The organism is Bacillus sp. Marseille-Q3570 (assembly GCF_946151055.1).
Lineage (GTDB): Bacteria > Bacillota > Bacilli > Bacillales > Fictibacillaceae > Pseudalkalibacillus.
This window is the reverse complement of the sequence record NZ_CAMGYZ010000008.1, coordinates 70,191-88,559: the sequence shown is the minus strand read 5'-3', so window position 1 is coordinate 88,559 and position 18,369 is coordinate 70,191. Positions and strand designations below refer to the sequence as shown.

Here is an 18,369-nt window from a genome sequence, read left to right as displayed (position 1 = left end):
CTATTCATCCGACAACCAAGAACGAAGCAATTTTGCGAATTCATCCGGCTTGTCTTTTGCCAATCGTTCTAGTTGTTGTTTACGAGTTGTTTCTTCTGTTTGCTGAGGTTTCAACTCAGGAACCTCCTCAACCTGATAGTCGACCCCGCTATATCCGTCTTCCTCTACTTCTTCTTTTCTATTTCTCAACAATAAGACGAGTAGAATGATGATGAAGATCAGTAACAATCCGCCGACAATATAAATCCACAGAGGAAGCTTATTTTCCACAGTCGGCATATCAACCTTACCTTTTAGCGGCTGAGCAGATACGATGATTTTCTGACCGATTTGTTCTTCTGTAATTTCATTTGTCTGATCTTTTGAAATGGTCGTTCGCACTACACTGCTCAACACTTGTTCGATATCATCTATCCGATCTGCCGGTAATGAATCGGGATTGTCCGGATCCGGCGGTTCTACCATTACCTGGATTCCGATATCCCGGATTGAAAATGGTGCTTCTTCAACCTCTTTATGTATTCGGTTCACTTCATTGTTGATTCTTTCTTCTACACGTTGATAATCACCCGACTGTCCATCTTCCCCTTGATAAGAAGGGACGTCTGTGTCTCCGGTCCCTGCTACGCCACCTGGTGGAGTTCCATTGCCTGTATATGTTTCACGGATCCTTTCGACACTCATCTGAATGCCTTCCATTTTCTCCTGATCGACAGGTTCCACAAGTTCTTCTTTCCGTTTTTCTTTTGTGAAATCGATGTCAGTAGTGACTGAAACGACCACTTTATCCGGCCCCATCATCGTGCCTAACATACGTTGTAGGTTTCGCTGCAAATCTTTTTCAACGTCATCCTTGATCGCTTTTTGCTGCTCATAAGCTGATAGTGCAGTAGATTCCTTCTCTGCGTCGTTTAAATCAAAATAATTAAAGAATTGGTCCATGATGACGATATTATCTATAGGTAAGGACGGTACACTTTTTGAAACAAGGTTGTATAAAGAATTGATTTGCTGCTGTTTCAGTGTGTATCCAGGCTCTAAATCCAAAACGACAGATGCCGAAGCCGTCTGTTCCATATCAGTCACCCAAACATTCTCTTTAGGCAGATTGATCATCACTTTCGAATTTTGCACCCCATCAATACTACCAATAAGATTTTGCAGTTCCGTTTGCATCGCAGCTCGTTCAACAACACCGAATTCCTTATCCGTCATGCCGAATCCGTTGTTTTCCACAAAATATTTATAATCAATGGTCCCGCTTTCCGGTAAGCCTTCTGAAGCAAGATCTACCTTAAGTGCATCGACTTTATCTTCTGGTACATTGATCGCTGTTCCGCTATTCACAATTTCATAACTGATTCCTTTTGCATCAAGGCTGCTTTTTATCTGTCCAGTCTCCTCTGGGGAGAGTCCTGAATATAACGGAACATAATTCTTATGAGAAACGATGATGGTCAACAGTATGATAAAGGTTAACAAACCGATAAAAGAACCTATGATCAACGTTTTCTGTTTCTTTGTACGTTCTTGCCAATATTGCTGCATTTGATTTTTATATGACGAGATCTTTTCGTTCATTTTATCCCCCGGTCGTCATTCGCAAAAAAATTTATTTTCAATGGTCAGAAAATTTTCCAGCCCCTCGAAAACTATGTGCGTAAATGTAATTGCTAAAGAATGTTATCAAACTTGCATTCTCATGATTTCCTGATAAGCTTCAATAGCTTTATTCCGTACTTCCACAGCTGTATTCAAAGTGACACTTGCCTTCTCAGCTGTGATCATCACATTATGTAAGTTATCAGTCTTGCCTGAAATGAGCTTTTCTGTCTCGATATCAGACTTGATTTGAGCTTCATTGACTTTATGTAGTAAATCCTTAAATGATACAGCCAGCTGATCACGCGCTTGACCAGGTGTGGATTTTTCGACAGCTGGTAATGTAGTTACATTCAATTGTACTGGTTGCAATCACGACACTCCCTTTATCCCTTTATCTTCCGATTTCCAGCGCTTTCATATACATCCCTTTTGCTGCATTCATTACAGTCACATTCGCTTCATAGGATCGGGTAGCACTCATCAAATCCACTATCTCTTTAAGCGGATCGACATTCGGCATACGTACATATCCTTGATCATCTGCATCTGGATGGTCTGGTTGGTATGCCAATTTAAATGGTTGTTCATCTTCTACAATCGAACTTGCCTTGACACCCCTCAACTGATCACCCGATTGTACTTTCGATAAAATCGAATTGAAATCTGTCCCTCCCGGCTCAAGTACGACCATTTTCCTTCGGTAAGGCTGCCACTCTCCATCCACCATCTCTGAACGAGTCGTTTCTGCATTAGCCATATTCGATGATGCCACATCCATTCTTAGACGTTGAGCGGTTAATGCGGAACCCGAAATATTCAATGAGTTGAATAATCCCATTTATCTATCTTCCCCCTTTGATCACCGTGTTCATTGAACTGAATTTACCATTCATTCGCTGAATCAGCGCTTGATAATACAATTGGTTTTCTGCTAGTTTTGTCATTTCTTTATCAACATCTACATTGTTTCCATTATGGGAATACGATGTGTCTGTATTGGTTTTAGTGAAGAAGGATGGGTTAGCTGAAGCTTCTGTAGAGAAAGGAATATGCTTCTGGTCCGTCCGATAGGCTTTTAAGGATCGGTTCAAAGTCTCCCTGAATTCCACTGATTTAGCTTTATAATTCGGAGTATCAACATTTGAAATATTATTCGCAATCGCATCATGATTTGCTGTACGATAATTCAATGCCTGTTCCAGATTGCGGATTGTACTTGAATTTAGCATATCTAACCTCCTTATAGTAAAATTTCCTCAATATCCAACAATTTCTAAATTGCTTTCAGGTGTATTTTATAGTTAATCCCATCTACTGTCTATGTATTTTCCGATATTTCGATTATTTTCGATATAAAGGACTAATATTTAAATGGGTCTTTTGACTTATATCATCACATTTCGACCCAATTACTACCTTATTTCCGTATACTACAAGAAAAACCCTTCTTTTTAATCATAAATATTCGACATAATTCGAGATTAGTTACCGAATCCTGTTATTTTTTCCATTTGTCCTTCCAATTTTAAGTTTTCGTTATCAAAATGTGGGTGTATTAAACTCTCTTTCCGCGTGTAAATAGGACGTGTTCTAATAAAGAGTTTAATTGGTTGACCTATTGTTCATACGTCCATTGAGACACCCAAATGGATTGTTTGTCCGTATGAATGCTTCATACGACCATTGAGGCGCCAAAATGGCATTGTTTGTCCTTGTATGAATGCTTTTATTCGGACCCCAGTCGAAAGCGTTTCGGAGGAGGCTTAGGCCGTGCTCGCGGAAAACGAAGGGAATTGACGAAGCTGCAATAACTGAAAAAAGGAAACCCGAACGAATGTCTACACATTGTTCGGGTTTCCTTTGGATTATATTCTTTTGTCCCAGTCCTCGTTAGATCGCTTTCAATTTAGAAAGCTCATGTAAGAATTTATCATTCAAGACCTTGATATAGGTACCTTTCATTCCTAGTGAGCGAGATTCGATTACGCCTGCACTTTCTAGCTTACGAAGTGCGTTTACAATCACTGAACGTGTTATCCCGACTCTGTCAGCAATTTTACTTGCGACTAATAGTCCTTCGTTTCCATCTAATTCTTCAAAAATATGCTCGATGGCTTCTAATTCACTGTAAGATAACGAACTGATCGCCATTTGGACCACTGCTTTATTACGAGCTTCTTCTTCGATTTCTTCAGATTTTTCACGAAGAATCTCAGTGCCTACTACTGTCGCACCATATTCAGCCAGGATCAGATCGTCATCCTGGAACGATTCATTCAAACGTGAAAGAATCAAGGTCCCTAGGCGTTCCCCTGCACCAACGATCGGTACGATTGTCGTAAGACCTTTACCGAATAAATCTTTGTTTTCAACAGGGAAAGCGGTATAATCACTGTTGATGTCCAGGTTTGAAGAGGTTTCTGTAATGTTGAAAAGGTTCTTCGTATATTCTGTCGGGAATTGTCTGTCAACGAGCATCTTCTTCATTCTCTCATTCTCAATTTCCTGTACAAGAGAGAACCCAAGTAATTTCCCGCGTCGACTGACTACGAAAATATTCGCTTCGATCACATCACATAGAGTACCAGCCATTTCTTTAAAGTTAACTGGCTTACCACCAGACTCTTGTAATAACGCATTGATCTTTCTTGTTTTTCCTAATAAATTCATTTGTAACTCCTCCTAATTGTTATAAGATATACTGACTCAAGTCTCGATCTTTTGCAATGGCTCCTAGTTTTTCATCGACATAATCAGGAGTAATTGTAATAGTCTCAAGATTAATATCCGGGGCTTCAAAAGATAAATCTTCCAATAACCTTTCTAAAATCGTATGAAGCCTCCTAGCTCCAATATTGTCAGTATTTTGATTCACTTCTGTTGCGATTGTCGCAATTCTACGAATAGCATCGTCAGAAAATTCTATGTTTATACCTTCAGTTTGCAAAAGTGCTTTATATTGTTTTGTCAACGCATTGTCAGGGTCTACCAGGATCGATACGAAATCATCAATGTTGAGACTGGACAATTCTACCCGGATAGGAAACCTTCCTTGAAGCTCAGGTATGAGATCAGAGGGCTTTGCAATATGGAATGCGCCTGCTGCTACGAATAACACATGATCCGTCTTGACAGGTCCATACTTCGTAACAACTGTCGATCCTTCTACGATCGGCAATATATCTCTTTGCACCCCTTCACGTGAGACATCTGCTGATTGATTGCCTTTACCTGCAATCTTATCTATCTCATCTATAAAAATCATACCCGTTTGTTCGGCTCTTGTAACAGCTTCTTGACCAACTTCGTCCATATCGATCAATTTTTGTGCTTCTTCATGGGTCAGGACCTTTCTTGCTTCGTTTACGGTAAGCTTACGTTTTTTCTTTTTTTTCGGCATCAGATTACCAAGCATATCCTGCATATTCATCCCCATTTGTTCCATTCCTGAGCCCTGGAACAAATCCATCATATTCTGGTTCTGTTCCTCAACCTCTACGGTGACATAATGATCTTCCAATTCACCAAGCGCGAGTTGATGGGCGATCTGCTTCCTTTTTGAAGCGATTTGATCTTTTTCAGTGTCGGAATTGTCGTTCGAATCTTGTTGTTGTTGATTTCCGAACAACATTTCCAAAGGGTTCTTGTAAGTAGACTGTTCGGCTTTCTTGGATGGTACCAATAATTCCACTAACCGTTTATTCGCATTCTGCTCAGCAGGTTCTTTAACCGAGGCCATCTTCTCTTCTTTTACAATGCGGATTGATGTCTCAACCAGGTCACGGACCATGGATTCGACATCACGGCCGACATAACCGACTTCGGTGAACTTTGTCGCTTCCACTTTTACAAAAGGTGCGCCCACAATCTTAGCCAATCTTCTAGCGATCTCAGTCTTCCCTACACCAGTTGGACCGATCATCAATATATTCTTTGGTACGACTTCATCCCTTATAGATTCGTCGATCAAACTTCTGCGATACCGGTTTCGCAGTGCAATAGCTACCGCTTTCTTCGCACTTTTCTGACCAACAATGAACTGATCAAGTCGTTCAACAATCTGTCTTGGTGTATAATCCATTTTCATCGTGTCAAACTCCCCCGTTTCAAGTTAATTGTTCAACAATTATCTGGTCATTCGTATAAACGCAAATCTCGGCAGCGATTTCTAATGCGCTTTTCGCGATATCAGTTGCAGATAAATGTTCACCATGCCTTTTCAGCGCCCTTCCTGCCGACAAAGCATAGTTACCACCAGATCCGATGGCTAGTATTCCATCATCCGGTTCGATGACTTCACCAGTCCCGGAGACAAGCAAAAGAGTTTCTTTGTTCATGACGATCAACATCGCTTCCAGTTTTCGAAGCATCTTGTCACCCCGCCATTCTTTTGCAAGTTCTACTGCAGATCGTTGCAAATTACCGTTGAATTCCTCAAGCTTTGCTTCGAATTTTTCGAATAAAGTGAAGGCATCAGCGACTGAACCTGCAAATCCGGCTAGAACTTTACCATCATATAACTTCCGGACCTTCTTCGCAGTATGTTTCATCACCACTGCATTTCCAAACGTCACTTGCCCATCTCCTGCCATTGCACAGCCACCTTTATGATGGACAGCAAAAATGGTGGTAGCATGGAATGTACTCATAACAGACCTCCTCCCATATTGAATCCTAACCCAGCTTAAGCTAAGCTCTTGGATGAAAATTGCGATACATCTGCTGCAATCTATCTTTTGTAACATGTGTATAAATTTGAGTGGTAGACAATTGGGAATGGCCCAATAGTTCTTGCACTGCTCTCAAATCAGCACCTTCATTCAACAAGTGGGTCGCAAACGTATGACGCAGCATGTGTGGTGTAATGTTCATCGTCAAAGATGTCGATTCGATCATCTTTTTCAGAACTTTCCTGACACCACGATCAGTCAGAGGATCCCCTTTATAATTCACGAAGAGTTTATCATGCTCTTTCGTTTTCATTAATGTCTTCCTTCCAGAATTCAAATAAAGGTCCAACGATTCGATTGCATAACTGCCTATCGGGACATATCTTTCCTTGCGCCCTTTTCCCCTTACAAGAATCGTTTCAATCGAAAGATCGATGTCTTTCAGAGTAAGACCGCAGCATTCACTGACTCGAATTCCCGTTCCGTAAAGAAGTTCGAGCAATGTTTGATTCCTCTGTCCCAAGGGGGTGTTCAAGTCTGAAACTTTAAACAACTCCTCAAGTTCTTCTGCGAAAAAGAATTTGGGGAGTCGCTTATTTTGTCTCGGTAGACTAGCAGTTTTAAAAGGATTCTGTTCTAAGCGTTCTTCTCTGATTAAAAATCGATATAAACTTCGTAATGTTGAGACTTTTCTCGCTACAGATTTTCTGGCATATTTCTTTTCATGCAATATTGTCAGATAGTGGCGGACATGCACATAAGAAACAGCAGCAAATTGGTCCAAGCCTTGCTGCCTCATGAATTCCACAAAATCGTCGATGTCAACTTGATAATTGGTGACGGTATGCTGCGAACAATTTTTTTCAATTTGTAAATATTCGATAAAAAGACGGATGTCTTCTTGCATAACACGATCAACTTCCTATTATTTTCTGAATAGTGGAACAATTAGCATAAAGACCCCTAAATCGTATCACAACTTAGAGGCCTTGACAATATATATTCACACTTTTGTTAAAAAATTCTGAATTGTTCCCAGTGCTCTCTCAGCAATCTTTTCGTATCGTTCCTTCTTATTCTTGATTCTCTTATCAAGCGGTGGGAATAATCCGAAATTTGCATTGATCGGCTGGAAGTTGTCAGGGTTGGCAGTTGTAATATATTCTGCCATCCCGCCCAATGCCGTTTCCAGTGGGAAAACAACTGGTTCTTGGTCTTGAACGAAACGAGCTGCGTTGATACCTGCGATCAAACCGGAGGCTGCACTTTCTACATAACCTTCCACACCTGTCATTTGACCTGCGAAGAACAAATCATCACGGTCCTTGTACTGGTATGTCGGTTTAAGTAAATTTGGCGAATTGATGAACGTATTCCGATGCATGACACCATATCGAACAATTTCCGCATTCTCCAAACCAGGAATCAGTCTTAAGACTTCCTTCTGCGGACCCCATTTCATATGGGTTTGGAAACCTACGATGTTATAGAGCGTTCCAGTCTTGTTGTCCTGGCGTAATTGAACAACTGCATAGGGTTGTTTCCCGGTTTTTGGATCTTCTAATCCTACTGGTTTCATTGGCCCGAATAACAAGGTCTTCTTTCCCCGCTTCGCCATCACCTCAACTGGCATGCATCCTTCAAAGAAAATTTCCTTTTCAAATTCTTTCAAAGGTACCGTTTCGGCTGAAATCAGCGCTTCATAAAAACGATCGAATTCCTCTTCTGTCATCGGACAATTCAAGTATGCGGCTTCCCCTTTGTCATATCGGGATTTCAAATAAACTTTATCACGATCGATGCTATCCACTTCAATAATTGGTGCTGCAGCATCATAGAAATAAAGATACTCTTCACCTGTCAGTGATAATAAGGCTTTTGATAAATCCTCAGAAGTCAATGGACCTGTTGCAATGATCGTAGGTCCTTCAGGGATTCCGCGGATTTCTTCTTCATAGACCGTCACATTCGGATGACCTTTTACGCGTTCTGTCACTTTCGCTGCAAATTCATGGCGATCTACTGCCAGCGCACCACCGGCAGGAACAGAACAGTCATCTGCACTTTGTATGATGACAGAATCCAAATGTCTCATCTCTTCTTTCAGTACCCCTACTGCATTAGTCAGGGCATTCGAACGAAGTGAGTTGCTGCAAACCAATTCTGCAAATTTATCCGTATGATGTGCAGGTGTCTGCCTTTTCGGTCTCATTTCATATAGATTGACTTTAATTCTGCGTTTCGCCAACTGCCAAGCAGCTTCACTCCCAGCTAGCCCTGCACCTACGACATTAACTGCTTGTAACTTCAATTTCCATCACCCTAATTTTGTTTCTCTTTGTAGTCGCAATTCGTACACTGTATCGTGTTGCTTTTCTTCGTTTTCTTTTCGACAAGTAAACTTTCGCACTTCGGACAAGGTCTGCTGATCGGCTTATCCCATGAAACGAAATCACATTTAGGATATCGATCGCAACCATAGAAGATACGCCTCTTTTTACTCTTTCGCTCAACGATATTTCCTTCATTACATTTTGGGCACTTTACACCGATATCTTTGACGATCGGTTTCGTGTTTCTGCAGTCAGGAAAATTCGAGCAAGCCATGAACTTCCCGTATCGACCCATTTTATAGACCATCTCGCTGCCGCATTTTTCACAATTTTCACCGGCAGGTTCGTCCTGGATCTCTACTTCTTTCATTTCTTCCTCTGCAACCTTCAATTTTTTCTCGAATTCTTTATAAAAGGCGGCAATGATCTTCTTCCACTCTTCTGTACCTTCCTCGATATGGTCGAGACTCGTTTCCATTTCAGCGGTGAACTCGACCTCAATGACTTCAGGGAAAAATTCAAGGATCAGCTCCAGTACAATTTCCCCAAGTTCAGTCGGTACGAACTTCCTCGCGTCTAAAGCCACATATCCACGACGTTGAATCGTATCGAGTGTCGGTGCGTAGGTGGATGGTCTTCCGATTCCAAGTTCCTCCATCGTTTTGACCAATCTTGCCTCTGAATATCTCGGCGGAGGCTGTGTAAAGTGCTGACTCGGTTCAATCTCTTCTGTTTTGACGGAGTCACCCTCTTTAAGGTCTGGAAGGATCTTATCTTCATCTTTCTTGTTATCATCGTTACCTTCTACATATACCTTCATGAAACCTGGGAATTTCACTTTTGAACCGTTTGCACGGAAACGTACTCCGTTATTGTCCAGATTGACCGCCATCGTATCCATGATTGCGGGTGCCATCTGACTTGCAACGAAACGTTCCCAAATCAATTTGTATAAACGATACTGATCCCGGCTCAAATACGGTTTGACTGCTTTAGGATCCCGTAGAGTTGACGTAGGGCGTACAGCTTCGTGGGCATCCTGCGCATTATTGGACTTTTTCCCTGTCGATCGGCTACTCGTGAAGTTCGATCCATATTGTTCTGTAATATAATCGCGTGCTTCATTTTTGGCTACATCAGATACACGAGTGGAATCGGTTCTCATATAGGTGATGAGACCTACTGTCCCTTCTTTCCCAATATCGATTCCTTCGTATAATTGTTGCGCCATCATCATCGTTTTTTTTGCACGGAAATTCAACTTTCTTGCTGCTTCCTGTTGCAATGAAGAAGTTGTAAATGGAGCGGCTGGATTTCGTTTACGCTCTTTCTTCTGAACTGAAGTGACATCAAATGATTCCCCTTTGATGTGTTTCAAGACTTCCTTCACTTTTTCTTCATTCGAAAGTTCAACCTTTTCACCATTCAATTCAAAGAAGGACGCTTCGAATTGTTCACCATTTTTATCGAATATCGCTTTGATTTTCCAGTATTCTTCTGGTTTGAAATTCTGTATTTCTTTTTCTCGTTCGACGATCAAGCGTAATGCAACAGTTTGGACACGACCGGCACTCAATCCTTTTTTCACTTTCTTCCATAGTAAAGGACTGATGTTATAACCAACCAGTCGATCTAGAATCCGCCTCGCTTGTTGGGCATCCACAAGATCCATGTTGATCTTACGAGGTCTCTTGAATGAGTCTTTGATAGCTTGTTTCGTAATTTCATTGAACACAACCCGACAATCAGACGTATCGTCCATTTCAAGGCTATGGGCCAAATGCCAAGCAATCGCTTCACCTTCACGATCGGGGTCAGCTGCGAGAAAAATCTTTTTTACTTTCTTTGCAGCAGACTTCAGGTCTTTCAGTACAGGACCTTTCCCTCTGATCGTAATGTATCTAGGTTCAAAATCGTTATTTACATCAACACCCATTTGGCTTTTCGGTAAATCACGTACATGTCCCATTGAAGCTTTTACGATATATTTTTTTCCTAAATATTTTTCAATCGTTTTTGCTTTGGCGGGAGATTCTACTATTACTAAGTAATCAGCCATAATTCTATCTGTCTCCCCCTTTTTCTAATTTTAAAATCTTCCCTATTATTGTATATAGTATGTTGGTTTGTCAAACTTAAGATTTAAAGTCAGACAACTCTTCAATAATATCTTCAGCACTTGCTGCAAGCTTTGCGCCTTGCTGTATCAAGTGATGTGTACCCATTGTGCGTGGTTCTAATATCGAACCAGGCACCGCAAAAACTTCTCTTCCTTGTTGAAGCGCTTGATCACCTGTTATCAAGGAACCACTCTTTTCACGAGCCTCTACAATCAGTGTTCCCCTTGAAAGACCGCTTATAATCCTGTTTCTCATCGGAAACTGCCACTTTGCCGGTTTCCGATCAGGTGGGAATTCGGAAATCAAAAGATGTTCCGAAGCGATTCTTTGCGCGTCATCCGTGTGGTCCCGAGGATAAATATGATTGAACCCGCTGCCAAGAACAGCAATCGTACGCCCATTTGATCTCATTGTGATACGATGTGCTGAAATATCAATACCGTACGCCAGTCCACTGACAATGGTCCAGCCTTGTTCAATCATGGGAGTGATGATTTTCTCGAGGCTGCGCTGACCGTTTATTGAGGCATCTCTTGTACCGACGACGCTCAATATTTTTTCTCCATACAAAAGACTCGTATCCCCTTTCACATATAGAACAAGCGGAGGATCGAAAATTTCCTTCAATAAGGAAGGATACTCCACATCGAATATGGTAATGACTTCGATGTGTCCATCCTTGTATTTCTGGAAGTTCTTCAAAGATTTTTCTTGCTTCGTTTTGTCTCTTATCTGGATTACAGTCGATTCTGAAAGTAGATACTGTGTCTTTAATTGATGATTACTCATTTGAAATACTTTTTCAAGCGTCCTGTCTTCCCTAATCATTCTAGACAATGTTTTATTCCCCAAACCATTGCACTCAGATAAAAATAAAAGGCGTTCTTTCTTTCTACTTAACAATGAAACGATCTCCTCTTTTTATAAACTGGCTTGTATCATTATATTTTTGTGTAATGTATCCACTTGAGGAAAAATCTTCTTCACGATTGGTTCGATATGTATAGGCAATTCACCTTTATTTTTTTGCTTTGTTAATTTCATAGTTGTTGCAACTACGAAAATTTCTTCACTGAAACAAGTTGTACTTACCTGTAACGGACACAGGAGACCTTATTTGAACAGAACAATTGGTTTCTATCAACCTAACGGACACCAAGCTCCTTATTTCGCAAATATCATAGTAAAACAGCTGCTTACTTCACAAATAACGGCTGTGGAGTCCGCTAATTAAAAAAGGGCTGCTTATCTTGATTGCGATTGACTATCTTTCCCCAGGGTTGTTGCGAGTTTTTCTTTAAGGCTGTTTTTGCAAACTCTGTCGCTTATGTAAATCATAACGGATCAACATTTATGTATCTAAAACTGCGGACGAATTCTTTGCCCGTTAAAAAAGAAACAGGAGCCGGTCCCGTTAGCCCCAGACATCTCTTAACAAAAGATCCCTGAAGCCATTCCTCGGGCCGGCCCCATCGTTGTATTATTCGCTATGTGTGGTGCAAGCTTCTAATAGATTCTGTTCTTTCAATACAGATATCAACGTTTCTCCCATTACAGATGGTGTTTCAGCTACCTTGATTCCACATGCATTCATGGTCTTGATCTTTTCTTCAGCAGTACCTTTACCACCTGAAATGATCGCACCTGCATGTCCCATGCGCTTTCCTGGAGGTGCGGTTTGTCCTCCGATGAATCCAACAACAGGCTTCGTCATGTTCGCTTTAACCCACTCTGCAGCTTCTTCTTCAGCAGTACCACCGATTTCACCGATCATGATGACTGCATAAGTATCTTCATCCTCATTGAATGCTTTGAGAACGTCGATGAAGTCTGTACCATTGACTGGGTCTCCACCGATACCTACTGCTGTAGATTGGCCGACCCCAGCTTGAGACAGCTGATGTACTGCTTCATAAGTCAATGTTCCAGAACGGGAAACAACCCCGACATGGCCTTTTTTGTGGATATAGCCAGGCATGATTCCGATTTTACACTCATCTGGAGTGATGACACCAGGACAGTTCGGACCGACCAAGCGTGTCTTCTTCCCTTCCATATAACGCTTGACTTTCACCATGTCCAATACCGGAATGTGCTCCGTGATACAGATGGCCAGGTCAAGCTCTGCATCTACCGCTTCAAGGATTGCGTCTGCAGCGAATGGTGCAGGCACATAAATGACAGAAGCATTTGCTCCAGTTTCTTTAACTGCATCTTCAACTGTGTTGAATACAGGAACTCCTTCAACTTCTGTTCCACCTTTACCAGGCGTCACTCCTCCAACGATTTTGGTACCGTATTCAAGCATTTGTTTCGTATGGAAAAGGGCTGTTGAACCTGTGATCCCTTGTACGATTACTTTCGTATCTTTATTAACATAAACGCTCATCGAGTTTTCCCCACCTTCCTACTTCACTAGTGAAACGATTTTTTCTGCACCGTCAGCCATTGACTCAGCTGCAGTGATATTCAATCCGGATTCATTCAACAATTTTTTACCAAGGTCTACGTTCGTTCCTTCAAGACGTACGACTAGAGGAAGTTCAAGACCAACTTGTTTTGTAGCTTCGATTACACCTTCAGCAATGACATCACATTTCATGATTCCACCGAAAATGTTTACGAAAATTCCTTTTACATTTTGATCAGACAAGATGATTTTGAAGGCTTCAGTTACCTTATCTGCTGTTGCACCGCCCCCGACATCAAGGAAGTTCGCAGGGTCCCCGCCATAATATTTGATGATATCCATCGTTGACATCGCAAGACCTGCTCCGTTAACCATGCAACCGATATTTCCGTCCAGGGAGATATAGCTGAGGTCATACTTGGAAGCTTCGATTTCCTTAGGATCTTCTTCATCCAAGTCACGCAATTCAAGAATATCTTTATGACGGAATAATGCGTTTGAATCAAAGTTCAATTTCGCATCAAGCGCCATTACATTTCCATCTCCAGTCGTAACGAGAGGATTGATTTCTGCAATTGAGCAATCCTTCTCAACAAACACAGTATATAAGCCCATCATGAACTTGACTGCTTTATTCACAAGTTCTTTCGGAATATTGATGTTGAAAGCTAAGCGGCGAGCCTGGTAAGGACTTAGTCCAACTACCGGATCGATCACTTCTTTAAAGATTTTTTCAGGTGTCTCTTCTGCTACCTCTTCGATTTCAGTACCGCCTTCTTCAGATGCCATCATGACGACACGGGAAGTAGCACGGTCCAATACAAGTCCGACATAGTATTCTTTCTTGATGTCACAGCCCTCTTCAATCAAAAGACGCTTAACTTCTTTTCCCTCTGGGCCTGTTTGATGGGTGACGAGTGTTTTGCCTAAAATCTCTTCAGCATATGTACGCACTTCATCAAGATTTTTAGCAACTTTAACACCGCCGGCTTTCCCACGTCCACCAGCGTGAATCTGAGCTTTAACTACATTGATTTCAGTACCGAGTTCTTTTGCTGCATCTACTGCTTCTTTAATCGTATATGCAACCTTTCCATTAGGAACTGATACCCCATACTTTCTCAAGAGTTCTTTTCCTTGATACTCGTGGATATTCATTCTCCATCCTCCTATCATGTGTCTAATCTATGCAACACCGTTTTTATTGTATAAATAAACCGCTCTCATGTCCACCGTTGCGACTGATTTCTCATGAATTTCAAGAATTTGGGGTGGAAACGTCGAAATTAAGGCTAAAAGCACTGATCTTGCACAGGAGAAATAACAAAAAGGCACTTTGTGAATTTCTGATCCACATAAGTGCCATTCGCTTCATTCAACAGTTTTCGTTCTTATTCCGTTCATCAACGATTTTCTTCGTAATGCTTTCACGCTCGGCTGCCGGTCGAAAAACTCCGAATTCTTCAGCGAATTCTTCACGGAATTGTTGGACGGCTTGATCACATCCTGGTACTTCAAGCTTGTTTTTCCTCATAAACAACCACCTCTCTATTTTTCTATAGTATGTGGTGTTTTGACTTTCATTATGAGTCCCTGTTCAATCTTTAGGTTTCGATGCTTGGTCCAGCCGATATACGAAAGCGAAAACTTCGGCTACCGCCTGATAGAGGTTGGGTGGAATTTCCTGGTTGATTTCGAGCTTTGAAAGCAATTGGACTAAGGATATATCTTCTTGAATCGGGACGTGGTTCTGCCGTGCAGTTTCTATAATCTCTTCAGCTGTAGCCCCCTTGCCTTTCGCTACCACTTTAGGTGAATTGTTTGCTGATTGATCATATTTCAAGGCTACAGCTGATTTGCGTTCTTGGTTCGTCATATGAAAAGATCAACTCCTCGCGTGGACACATCTTGTAAACGGAAAGATCGCGTGGATCCTTCAGAAAGGTTCTCGACTTTCACTGTGGACAGCTTGTAATCAATCTTCTCTATGGCATTTTTCAGTTGTGGTTTCAATTCTGAGATATGAGATTCAAGGAATTCACTTTCATTGATGATTTTAACGGAAATGATTCGGTTCTGTACATTCATATCAACGATCGTCTCTTTGAGAAATTCTAAATCCAGATAAAAAAGGATACGGCTGAAATCTTCATCAACCTCACCTGAAGATTCTTTTTTCAAATCCCAGCGCATCATTACATCACTCTCCCATTCTTTGAAGTGAACAGGAAATTGATAAAATAAAGAGGTGATGGATTGGTTCTCACTCGAATACAGCAGCTGCTGGCCAGTAAGTCTATGTAACAACACTTCAGCCCTATCCTTGATACTGCCAGGTAAATCCTGAGATAACAACTCTAGAAGTGCAGATTTCAATTGTTGCTGATTTTTCAGTTGTCCAAGTTGTGTATTGATCAAATCATGCTCGAACGTCAAACCAAGTCCACGGATGATTTCAATTAAATTAAGATACGGCTTCTGTGTCTTATTCATATTTACCTGCTCATGTATCCAATTCAACTGTTCCGTAGGGATCGTACTTAATTTTTGTTGTAAATAAAGTTCGCTTTTCGGAACAGACATATTCATCTTCAACTCTTTCAAAAATGCTTCATCTGAAATCTTTGTTTCAACTGATTGTGTATGTAATTCTCGTATCATTGATGGGATTTTCATATCCATTGTCCGGAATATGTTTTCAATTTGAAACTTCGAACTTGAAGCAGTTGTCGGCAGAGAGTATAACTGTATAAGCTGTTTGAAAGTCTCTATAGCTGGATTCCGTGATGTAGCATCCAAAACACGGGAAATCGCCTTTTCAACTGCGCTTACTCCACTGTATGCCCCTGCCCCTTTTATGTTTTGCTGTAATGATTGGAGTTCCGAGGTCAGCGACCCGCTATCTTGCACATGGTACAGTGCTTTAAAAATAGCTTCTGTTACAGGTAAGTTTTTGATCAACATCGTTTTAACAGCTTGTATCCCTTTATCTATGGAAGGCACCTGCGATAACCATTTTTCAGCACGAGTGATCAATTCCTTCGTGATCGGAAGTTGTTCATCAGAAAGATTGATGATCATCCTTTGTAAGGCTGGCTGAATTTTACGGTTACCGACAATCTGTGCCGGAAACTGATTCGCCTTGCTTTGCTCTATTACTTCCAAAACCGGTAATCCGCCACTTGTACTCGACTTGACCTGGAGCCAATAGTTTTCGTTTCGGCTCAAGCCCGTCAACAGCTGAGCGTTCATTTTTTGACCTGCCAGTTGTACCTTGGCTAAATCGTTCGGGTACATGGCCAATACTTTTCCGGAATAAATCTGCCCAGGTTTCAATTCTATCACTGGGTTCAAACGACCTATATTTCGAATGATAGATTCGATCGGCATTGCCTTCATAACGTAACACCCTCCGTCGTATGCTGTTCCTTTTTTATATCGGCATTACATTAACTTTTGTTTGGTTCCAACTCGGAAACAGGGGCGAAAGATTTACGATGTTCAGGTGTGATCCCATATGCTTTTAATGCTTCTAAATGTTGCGCCGTTCCATAACCGACATTCGATTTGAAGTAGTATTGCGGATACTTAAGATCCATTTCCTTCATCAACCTATCCCTCGTCACTTTTGCGACGATTGAGGCAGCTGCAATTGAGTTGCTTTTCGCATCCCCTTTGATGATGTTCTCTTGTGGAAGATCCATTGGGAGCTCCATTGCATCAATCAATAGGTAATCAGGTTCAATTGGCAAATCCTCGATCGCCTCCATCATCGCCATTTTACTAGCTTGATAAATATTCAACCGGTCGATTTCATGTGCGGATACAACCCCTACACCAATTGCCACAGCATTCCTGATGATTTTTTCATATAACTCTTCGCGGACAGGCTCTGAAAGTTTTTTCGAGTCGTTCAGTCCAATGATTCGTGTTTTTGGATCTAAAATGACCGCACTCGCGACGACTGGCCCAGCAAGTGGTCCACGGCCGACCTCATCAATCCCAGCTATCAAACGATATCCATTTGAATAACAATGGTTTTCAATCATCGACATACGATTATATGTATCAATTCGAGCCTTTTCTTGTTCCATGCGCTTGCACAATTTCATATAAAGCTGTTGGACACCTTTTCTTGAATCATTCTTCAATTGTTGAATAAACACTTCATCAAGGTCTCCCTCATGTCGTTCGATGTACGTCCGAAGCTCCTTAATTGATTTCTTTTCCATCGTTTTCTCCTTATTTGAAGATTATTTATGTAGATATTATTAGCTGCACTTATATGAAGGAAGTATTTCAAACTTTCTTTAAATGAAAAGATAGGGGTGGCATGATAGTTTCGCACCTATCAAGCCAACCCCTAGTTTCAGGTCTTATTCGTAGTCTGCTGGACTTTCAAAAGAAATCGGTCCAAGCTTCTCAGAACGGATGTCTCTTAAGATGATTTCAGCAGCCTTTTCAAAATCTACTTCTCCACCTTTGAGGAGGCAACCCCTCTTCTTTCCAATCTCTTCAAAGACTTCAAGTGGAGGAGCCGAGGTATCGGTCAACTTGTAACGCTCAATCAGTTTTTCAGGATAGGAATCCTTCAAATATTGAACTGCGAAAAACGCAATGTCTCCAAAATCGAGAATGTCATCCTTGATAGCCCCAGTTACTGCTAATCGATAACCCGTAGTCTGATCTTCGAATTTCGGCCATAATATTCCTGGTGTATCAAGCAATTCAAGTTCTTTTCCAACTTTGATCCATTGCTGTCTTTGTGTTATTCCAGGTCGATCACCTGTTTTCGCAATTTTCTTGTTTGCGAGTCGGTTGATGAGGGTCGATTTGCCGACATTCGGTATTCCAAGTATTAAGGCTCGGACTGCCCGAGGCTTCACGCCCTTTTCAATCATCTTCTCCAGCTTGTCCTTTACCAGCTCTCTAGCAATTCCCGGAATCTTTTCCAATCCCTGGCCTGTTTTGGAGTTCACAGTGACAGTCTTCAAATTACGTTCGGCAAAATAATTTTCCCATTCTTTGGTGATAGCACGATCCGCCATATCGGTCTTATTCAGCAGGACCAGCCTGGGTTTATGTTCAACAATCTCATCAATCATAGGATTCCGCGAAGACAATGGGATTCGTGCATCAACAAGTTCGAATACGACATCGATCATCTTCAGCTTTTCTGTAATTTCGCGTCTTGCTTTGGCCATATGACCAGGGAACCATTGGATTTGCAT

General features: G+C 41.4%; 18 protein-coding genes. All 18 read right to left on the bottom strand.

What is annotated here, in order from left to right:
• The 18 genes from fliF to ylqF all read right to left on the bottom strand — a co-directional run bounded on the left by fliF (position 1) and on the right by ylqF (position 18,369).
• Complete coding sequence (gene fliF / locus N8M93_RS14070; protein ID WP_261132823.1) at positions 1-1,581, bottom strand: flagellar basal-body MS-ring/collar protein FliF; 1,581 nt, start codon at positions 1,579-1,581, stop codon at positions 1-3.
• Positions 1,582-1,686: 105 nt separating this feature from the next.
• Positions 1,687-1,974, bottom strand: coding sequence for a flagellar hook-basal body complex protein FliE (fliE, locus tag N8M93_RS14065; RefSeq protein ID WP_261132821.1), 288 nt, complete (start codon positions 1,972-1,974; stop codon positions 1,687-1,689).
• Between the two features lie 22 nt (positions 1,975-1,996).
• The gene (gene flgC / locus N8M93_RS14060) at positions 1,997-2,443 is read right to left on the bottom strand and encodes a flagellar basal body rod protein FlgC (protein WP_261132819.1); all 447 of its coding nucleotides are present in this window, start codon (positions 2,441-2,443) and stop codon (positions 1,997-1,999) included.
• A 4-nt stretch (positions 2,444-2,447) separates the two neighbouring features.
• Positions 2,448-2,834 carry a flagellar basal body rod protein FlgB gene (gene flgB, locus N8M93_RS14055; protein ID WP_261132817.1) on the bottom strand — a complete coding sequence of 129 codons (387 nt, stop codon included), beginning with the start codon at positions 2,832-2,834 and terminating at the stop codon, positions 2,448-2,450.
• A gap of 661 nt (positions 2,835-3,495) precedes the next feature.
• Positions 3,496-4,275 carry a GTP-sensing pleiotropic transcriptional regulator CodY gene (codY, locus tag N8M93_RS14050; RefSeq protein WP_261132816.1) on the bottom strand — a complete coding sequence of 260 codons (780 nt, stop codon included), beginning with the start codon at positions 4,273-4,275 and terminating at the stop codon, positions 3,496-3,498.
• 19 nt (positions 4,276-4,294) lie between these two features.
• Complete coding sequence (gene hslU / locus N8M93_RS14045) at positions 4,295-5,692, bottom strand: HslU--HslV peptidase ATPase subunit (RefSeq protein WP_261132815.1); 1,398 nt, start codon at positions 5,690-5,692, stop codon at positions 4,295-4,297.
• A gap of 19 nt (positions 5,693-5,711) precedes the next feature.
• Positions 5,712-6,254, bottom strand: a complete 543-nt coding sequence (gene hslV, locus N8M93_RS14040) for an ATP-dependent protease subunit HslV (protein ID WP_221564271.1) — start codon at positions 6,252-6,254, stop codon at positions 5,712-5,714.
• Positions 6,255-6,294: 40 nt separating this feature from the next.
• On the bottom strand, positions 6,295-7,182 hold the full coding sequence (xerC, locus tag N8M93_RS14035; RefSeq protein WP_261132812.1) for a tyrosine recombinase XerC: 888 nt from the start codon (positions 7,180-7,182) through the stop codon (positions 6,295-6,297).
• Between the two features lie 96 nt (positions 7,183-7,278).
• Positions 7,279-8,586: an FADH(2)-oxidizing methylenetetrahydrofolate--tRNA-(uracil(54)-C(5))-methyltransferase TrmFO gene (gene trmFO, locus N8M93_RS14030; protein ID WP_261132811.1), complete on the bottom strand. Its 1,308-nt coding sequence runs from the start codon at positions 8,584-8,586 to the stop codon at positions 7,279-7,281.
• An 11-nt stretch (positions 8,587-8,597) separates the two neighbouring features.
• Complete coding sequence (gene topA / locus N8M93_RS14025) at positions 8,598-10,667, bottom strand: type I DNA topoisomerase (RefSeq protein WP_261132810.1); 2,070 nt, start codon at positions 10,665-10,667, stop codon at positions 8,598-8,600.
• A 76-nt stretch (positions 10,668-10,743) separates the two neighbouring features.
• Positions 10,744-11,556: a DNA-processing protein DprA gene (gene dprA / locus N8M93_RS14020; RefSeq protein WP_261133060.1), complete on the bottom strand. Its 813-nt coding sequence runs from the start codon at positions 11,554-11,556 to the stop codon at positions 10,744-10,746.
• Between the two features lie 652 nt (positions 11,557-12,208).
• Complete coding sequence (gene sucD, locus N8M93_RS14015) at positions 12,209-13,117, bottom strand: succinate--CoA ligase subunit alpha (RefSeq protein ID WP_261132809.1); 909 nt, start codon at positions 13,115-13,117, stop codon at positions 12,209-12,211.
• An 18-nt stretch (positions 13,118-13,135) separates the two neighbouring features.
• Positions 13,136-14,296 carry an ADP-forming succinate--CoA ligase subunit beta gene (sucC, locus tag N8M93_RS14010; RefSeq protein ID WP_261132807.1) on the bottom strand — a complete coding sequence of 387 codons (1,161 nt, stop codon included), beginning with the start codon at positions 14,294-14,296 and terminating at the stop codon, positions 13,136-13,138.
• Positions 14,297-14,513: 217 nt separating this feature from the next.
• Positions 14,514-14,672, bottom strand: coding sequence for an alpha/beta-type small acid-soluble spore protein (locus N8M93_RS14005; RefSeq protein ID WP_261132805.1), 159 nt, complete (start codon positions 14,670-14,672; stop codon positions 14,514-14,516).
• Positions 14,673-14,735: 63 nt separating this feature from the next.
• A complete protein-coding gene (locus tag N8M93_RS14000; RefSeq protein ID WP_261132803.1) occupies positions 14,736-15,014 on the bottom strand; it encodes an EscU/YscU/HrcU family type III secretion system export apparatus switch protein in 279 nt (92 codons plus the stop codon).
• A complete protein-coding gene (locus tag N8M93_RS13995; protein ID WP_261132802.1) occupies positions 15,011-16,537 on the bottom strand; it encodes a hypothetical protein in 1,527 nt (508 codons plus the stop codon). Before N8M93_RS13995 ends, N8M93_RS14000 begins: the two co-directional genes overlap by 4 nt.
• A gap of 50 nt (positions 16,538-16,587) precedes the next feature.
• A complete protein-coding gene (locus N8M93_RS13990) occupies positions 16,588-17,370 on the bottom strand; it encodes a ribonuclease HII (protein WP_261132800.1) in 783 nt (260 codons plus the stop codon).
• 144 nt (positions 17,371-17,514) lie between these two features.
• On the bottom strand, positions 17,515-18,369 hold the full coding sequence (ylqF, locus tag N8M93_RS13985) for a ribosome biogenesis GTPase YlqF (protein WP_261132799.1): 855 nt from the start codon (positions 18,367-18,369) through the stop codon (positions 17,515-17,517).

What these genes read in the sequence shown, in the direction of transcription:
- ylqF (WP_261132799.1), bottom strand. Translation starts at nt 18,369, where the DNA reads ATGCAAATCCAATGGTTCCCTGGTCATATGGCCAAAGCAAGACGCGAA.
- sucD (WP_261132809.1), bottom strand. Translation starts at nt 13,117, where the DNA reads ATGAGCGTTTATGTTAATAAAGATACGAAAGTAATCGTACAAGGGATC.
- flgC (WP_261132819.1), bottom strand. Translation starts at nt 2,443, where the DNA reads ATGGGATTATTCAACTCATTGAATATTTCGGGTTCCGCATTAACCGCT.
- N8M93_RS14005 (WP_261132805.1), bottom strand. Translation starts at nt 14,672, where the DNA reads ATGAGGAAAAACAAGCTTGAAGTACCAGGATGTGATCAAGCCGTCCAA.
- hslU (WP_261132815.1), bottom strand. Translation starts at nt 5,692, where the DNA reads ATGAAAATGGATTATACACCAAGACAGATTGTTGAACGACTTGATCAG.
- N8M93_RS13995 (WP_261132802.1), bottom strand. Translation starts at nt 16,537, where the DNA reads ATGAAGGCAATGCCGATCGAATCTATCATTCGAAATATAGGTCGTTTG.
- sucC (WP_261132807.1), bottom strand. Translation starts at nt 14,296, where the DNA reads ATGAATATCCACGAGTATCAAGGAAAAGAACTCTTGAGAAAGTATGGG.
- codY (WP_261132816.1), bottom strand. Translation starts at nt 4,275, where the DNA reads ATGAATTTATTAGGAAAAACAAGAAAGATCAATGCGTTATTACAAGAG.
- flgB (WP_261132817.1), bottom strand. Translation starts at nt 2,834, where the DNA reads ATGCTAAATTCAAGTACAATCCGCAATCTGGAACAGGCATTGAATTAT.
- topA (WP_261132810.1), bottom strand. Translation starts at nt 10,667, where the DNA reads ATGGCTGATTACTTAGTAATAGTAGAATCTCCCGCCAAAGCAAAAACG.
- hslV (WP_221564271.1), bottom strand. Translation starts at nt 6,254, where the DNA reads ATGAGTACATTCCATGCTACCACCATTTTTGCTGTCCATCATAAAGGT.
- N8M93_RS14000 (WP_261132803.1), bottom strand. Translation starts at nt 15,014, where the DNA reads ATGACGAACCAAGAACGCAAATCAGCTGTAGCCTTGAAATATGATCAA.
- N8M93_RS13990 (WP_261132800.1), bottom strand. Translation starts at nt 17,370, where the DNA reads ATGGAAAAGAAATCAATTAAGGAGCTTCGGACGTACATCGAACGACAT.
- xerC (WP_261132812.1), bottom strand. Translation starts at nt 7,182, where the DNA reads ATGCAAGAAGACATCCGTCTTTTTATCGAATATTTACAAATTGAAAAA.
- dprA (WP_261133060.1), bottom strand. Translation starts at nt 11,556, where the DNA reads ATGATTAGGGAAGACAGGACGCTTGAAAAAGTATTTCAAATGAGTAAT.
- fliF (WP_261132823.1), bottom strand. Translation starts at nt 1,581, where the DNA reads ATGAACGAAAAGATCTCGTCATATAAAAATCAAATGCAGCAATATTGG.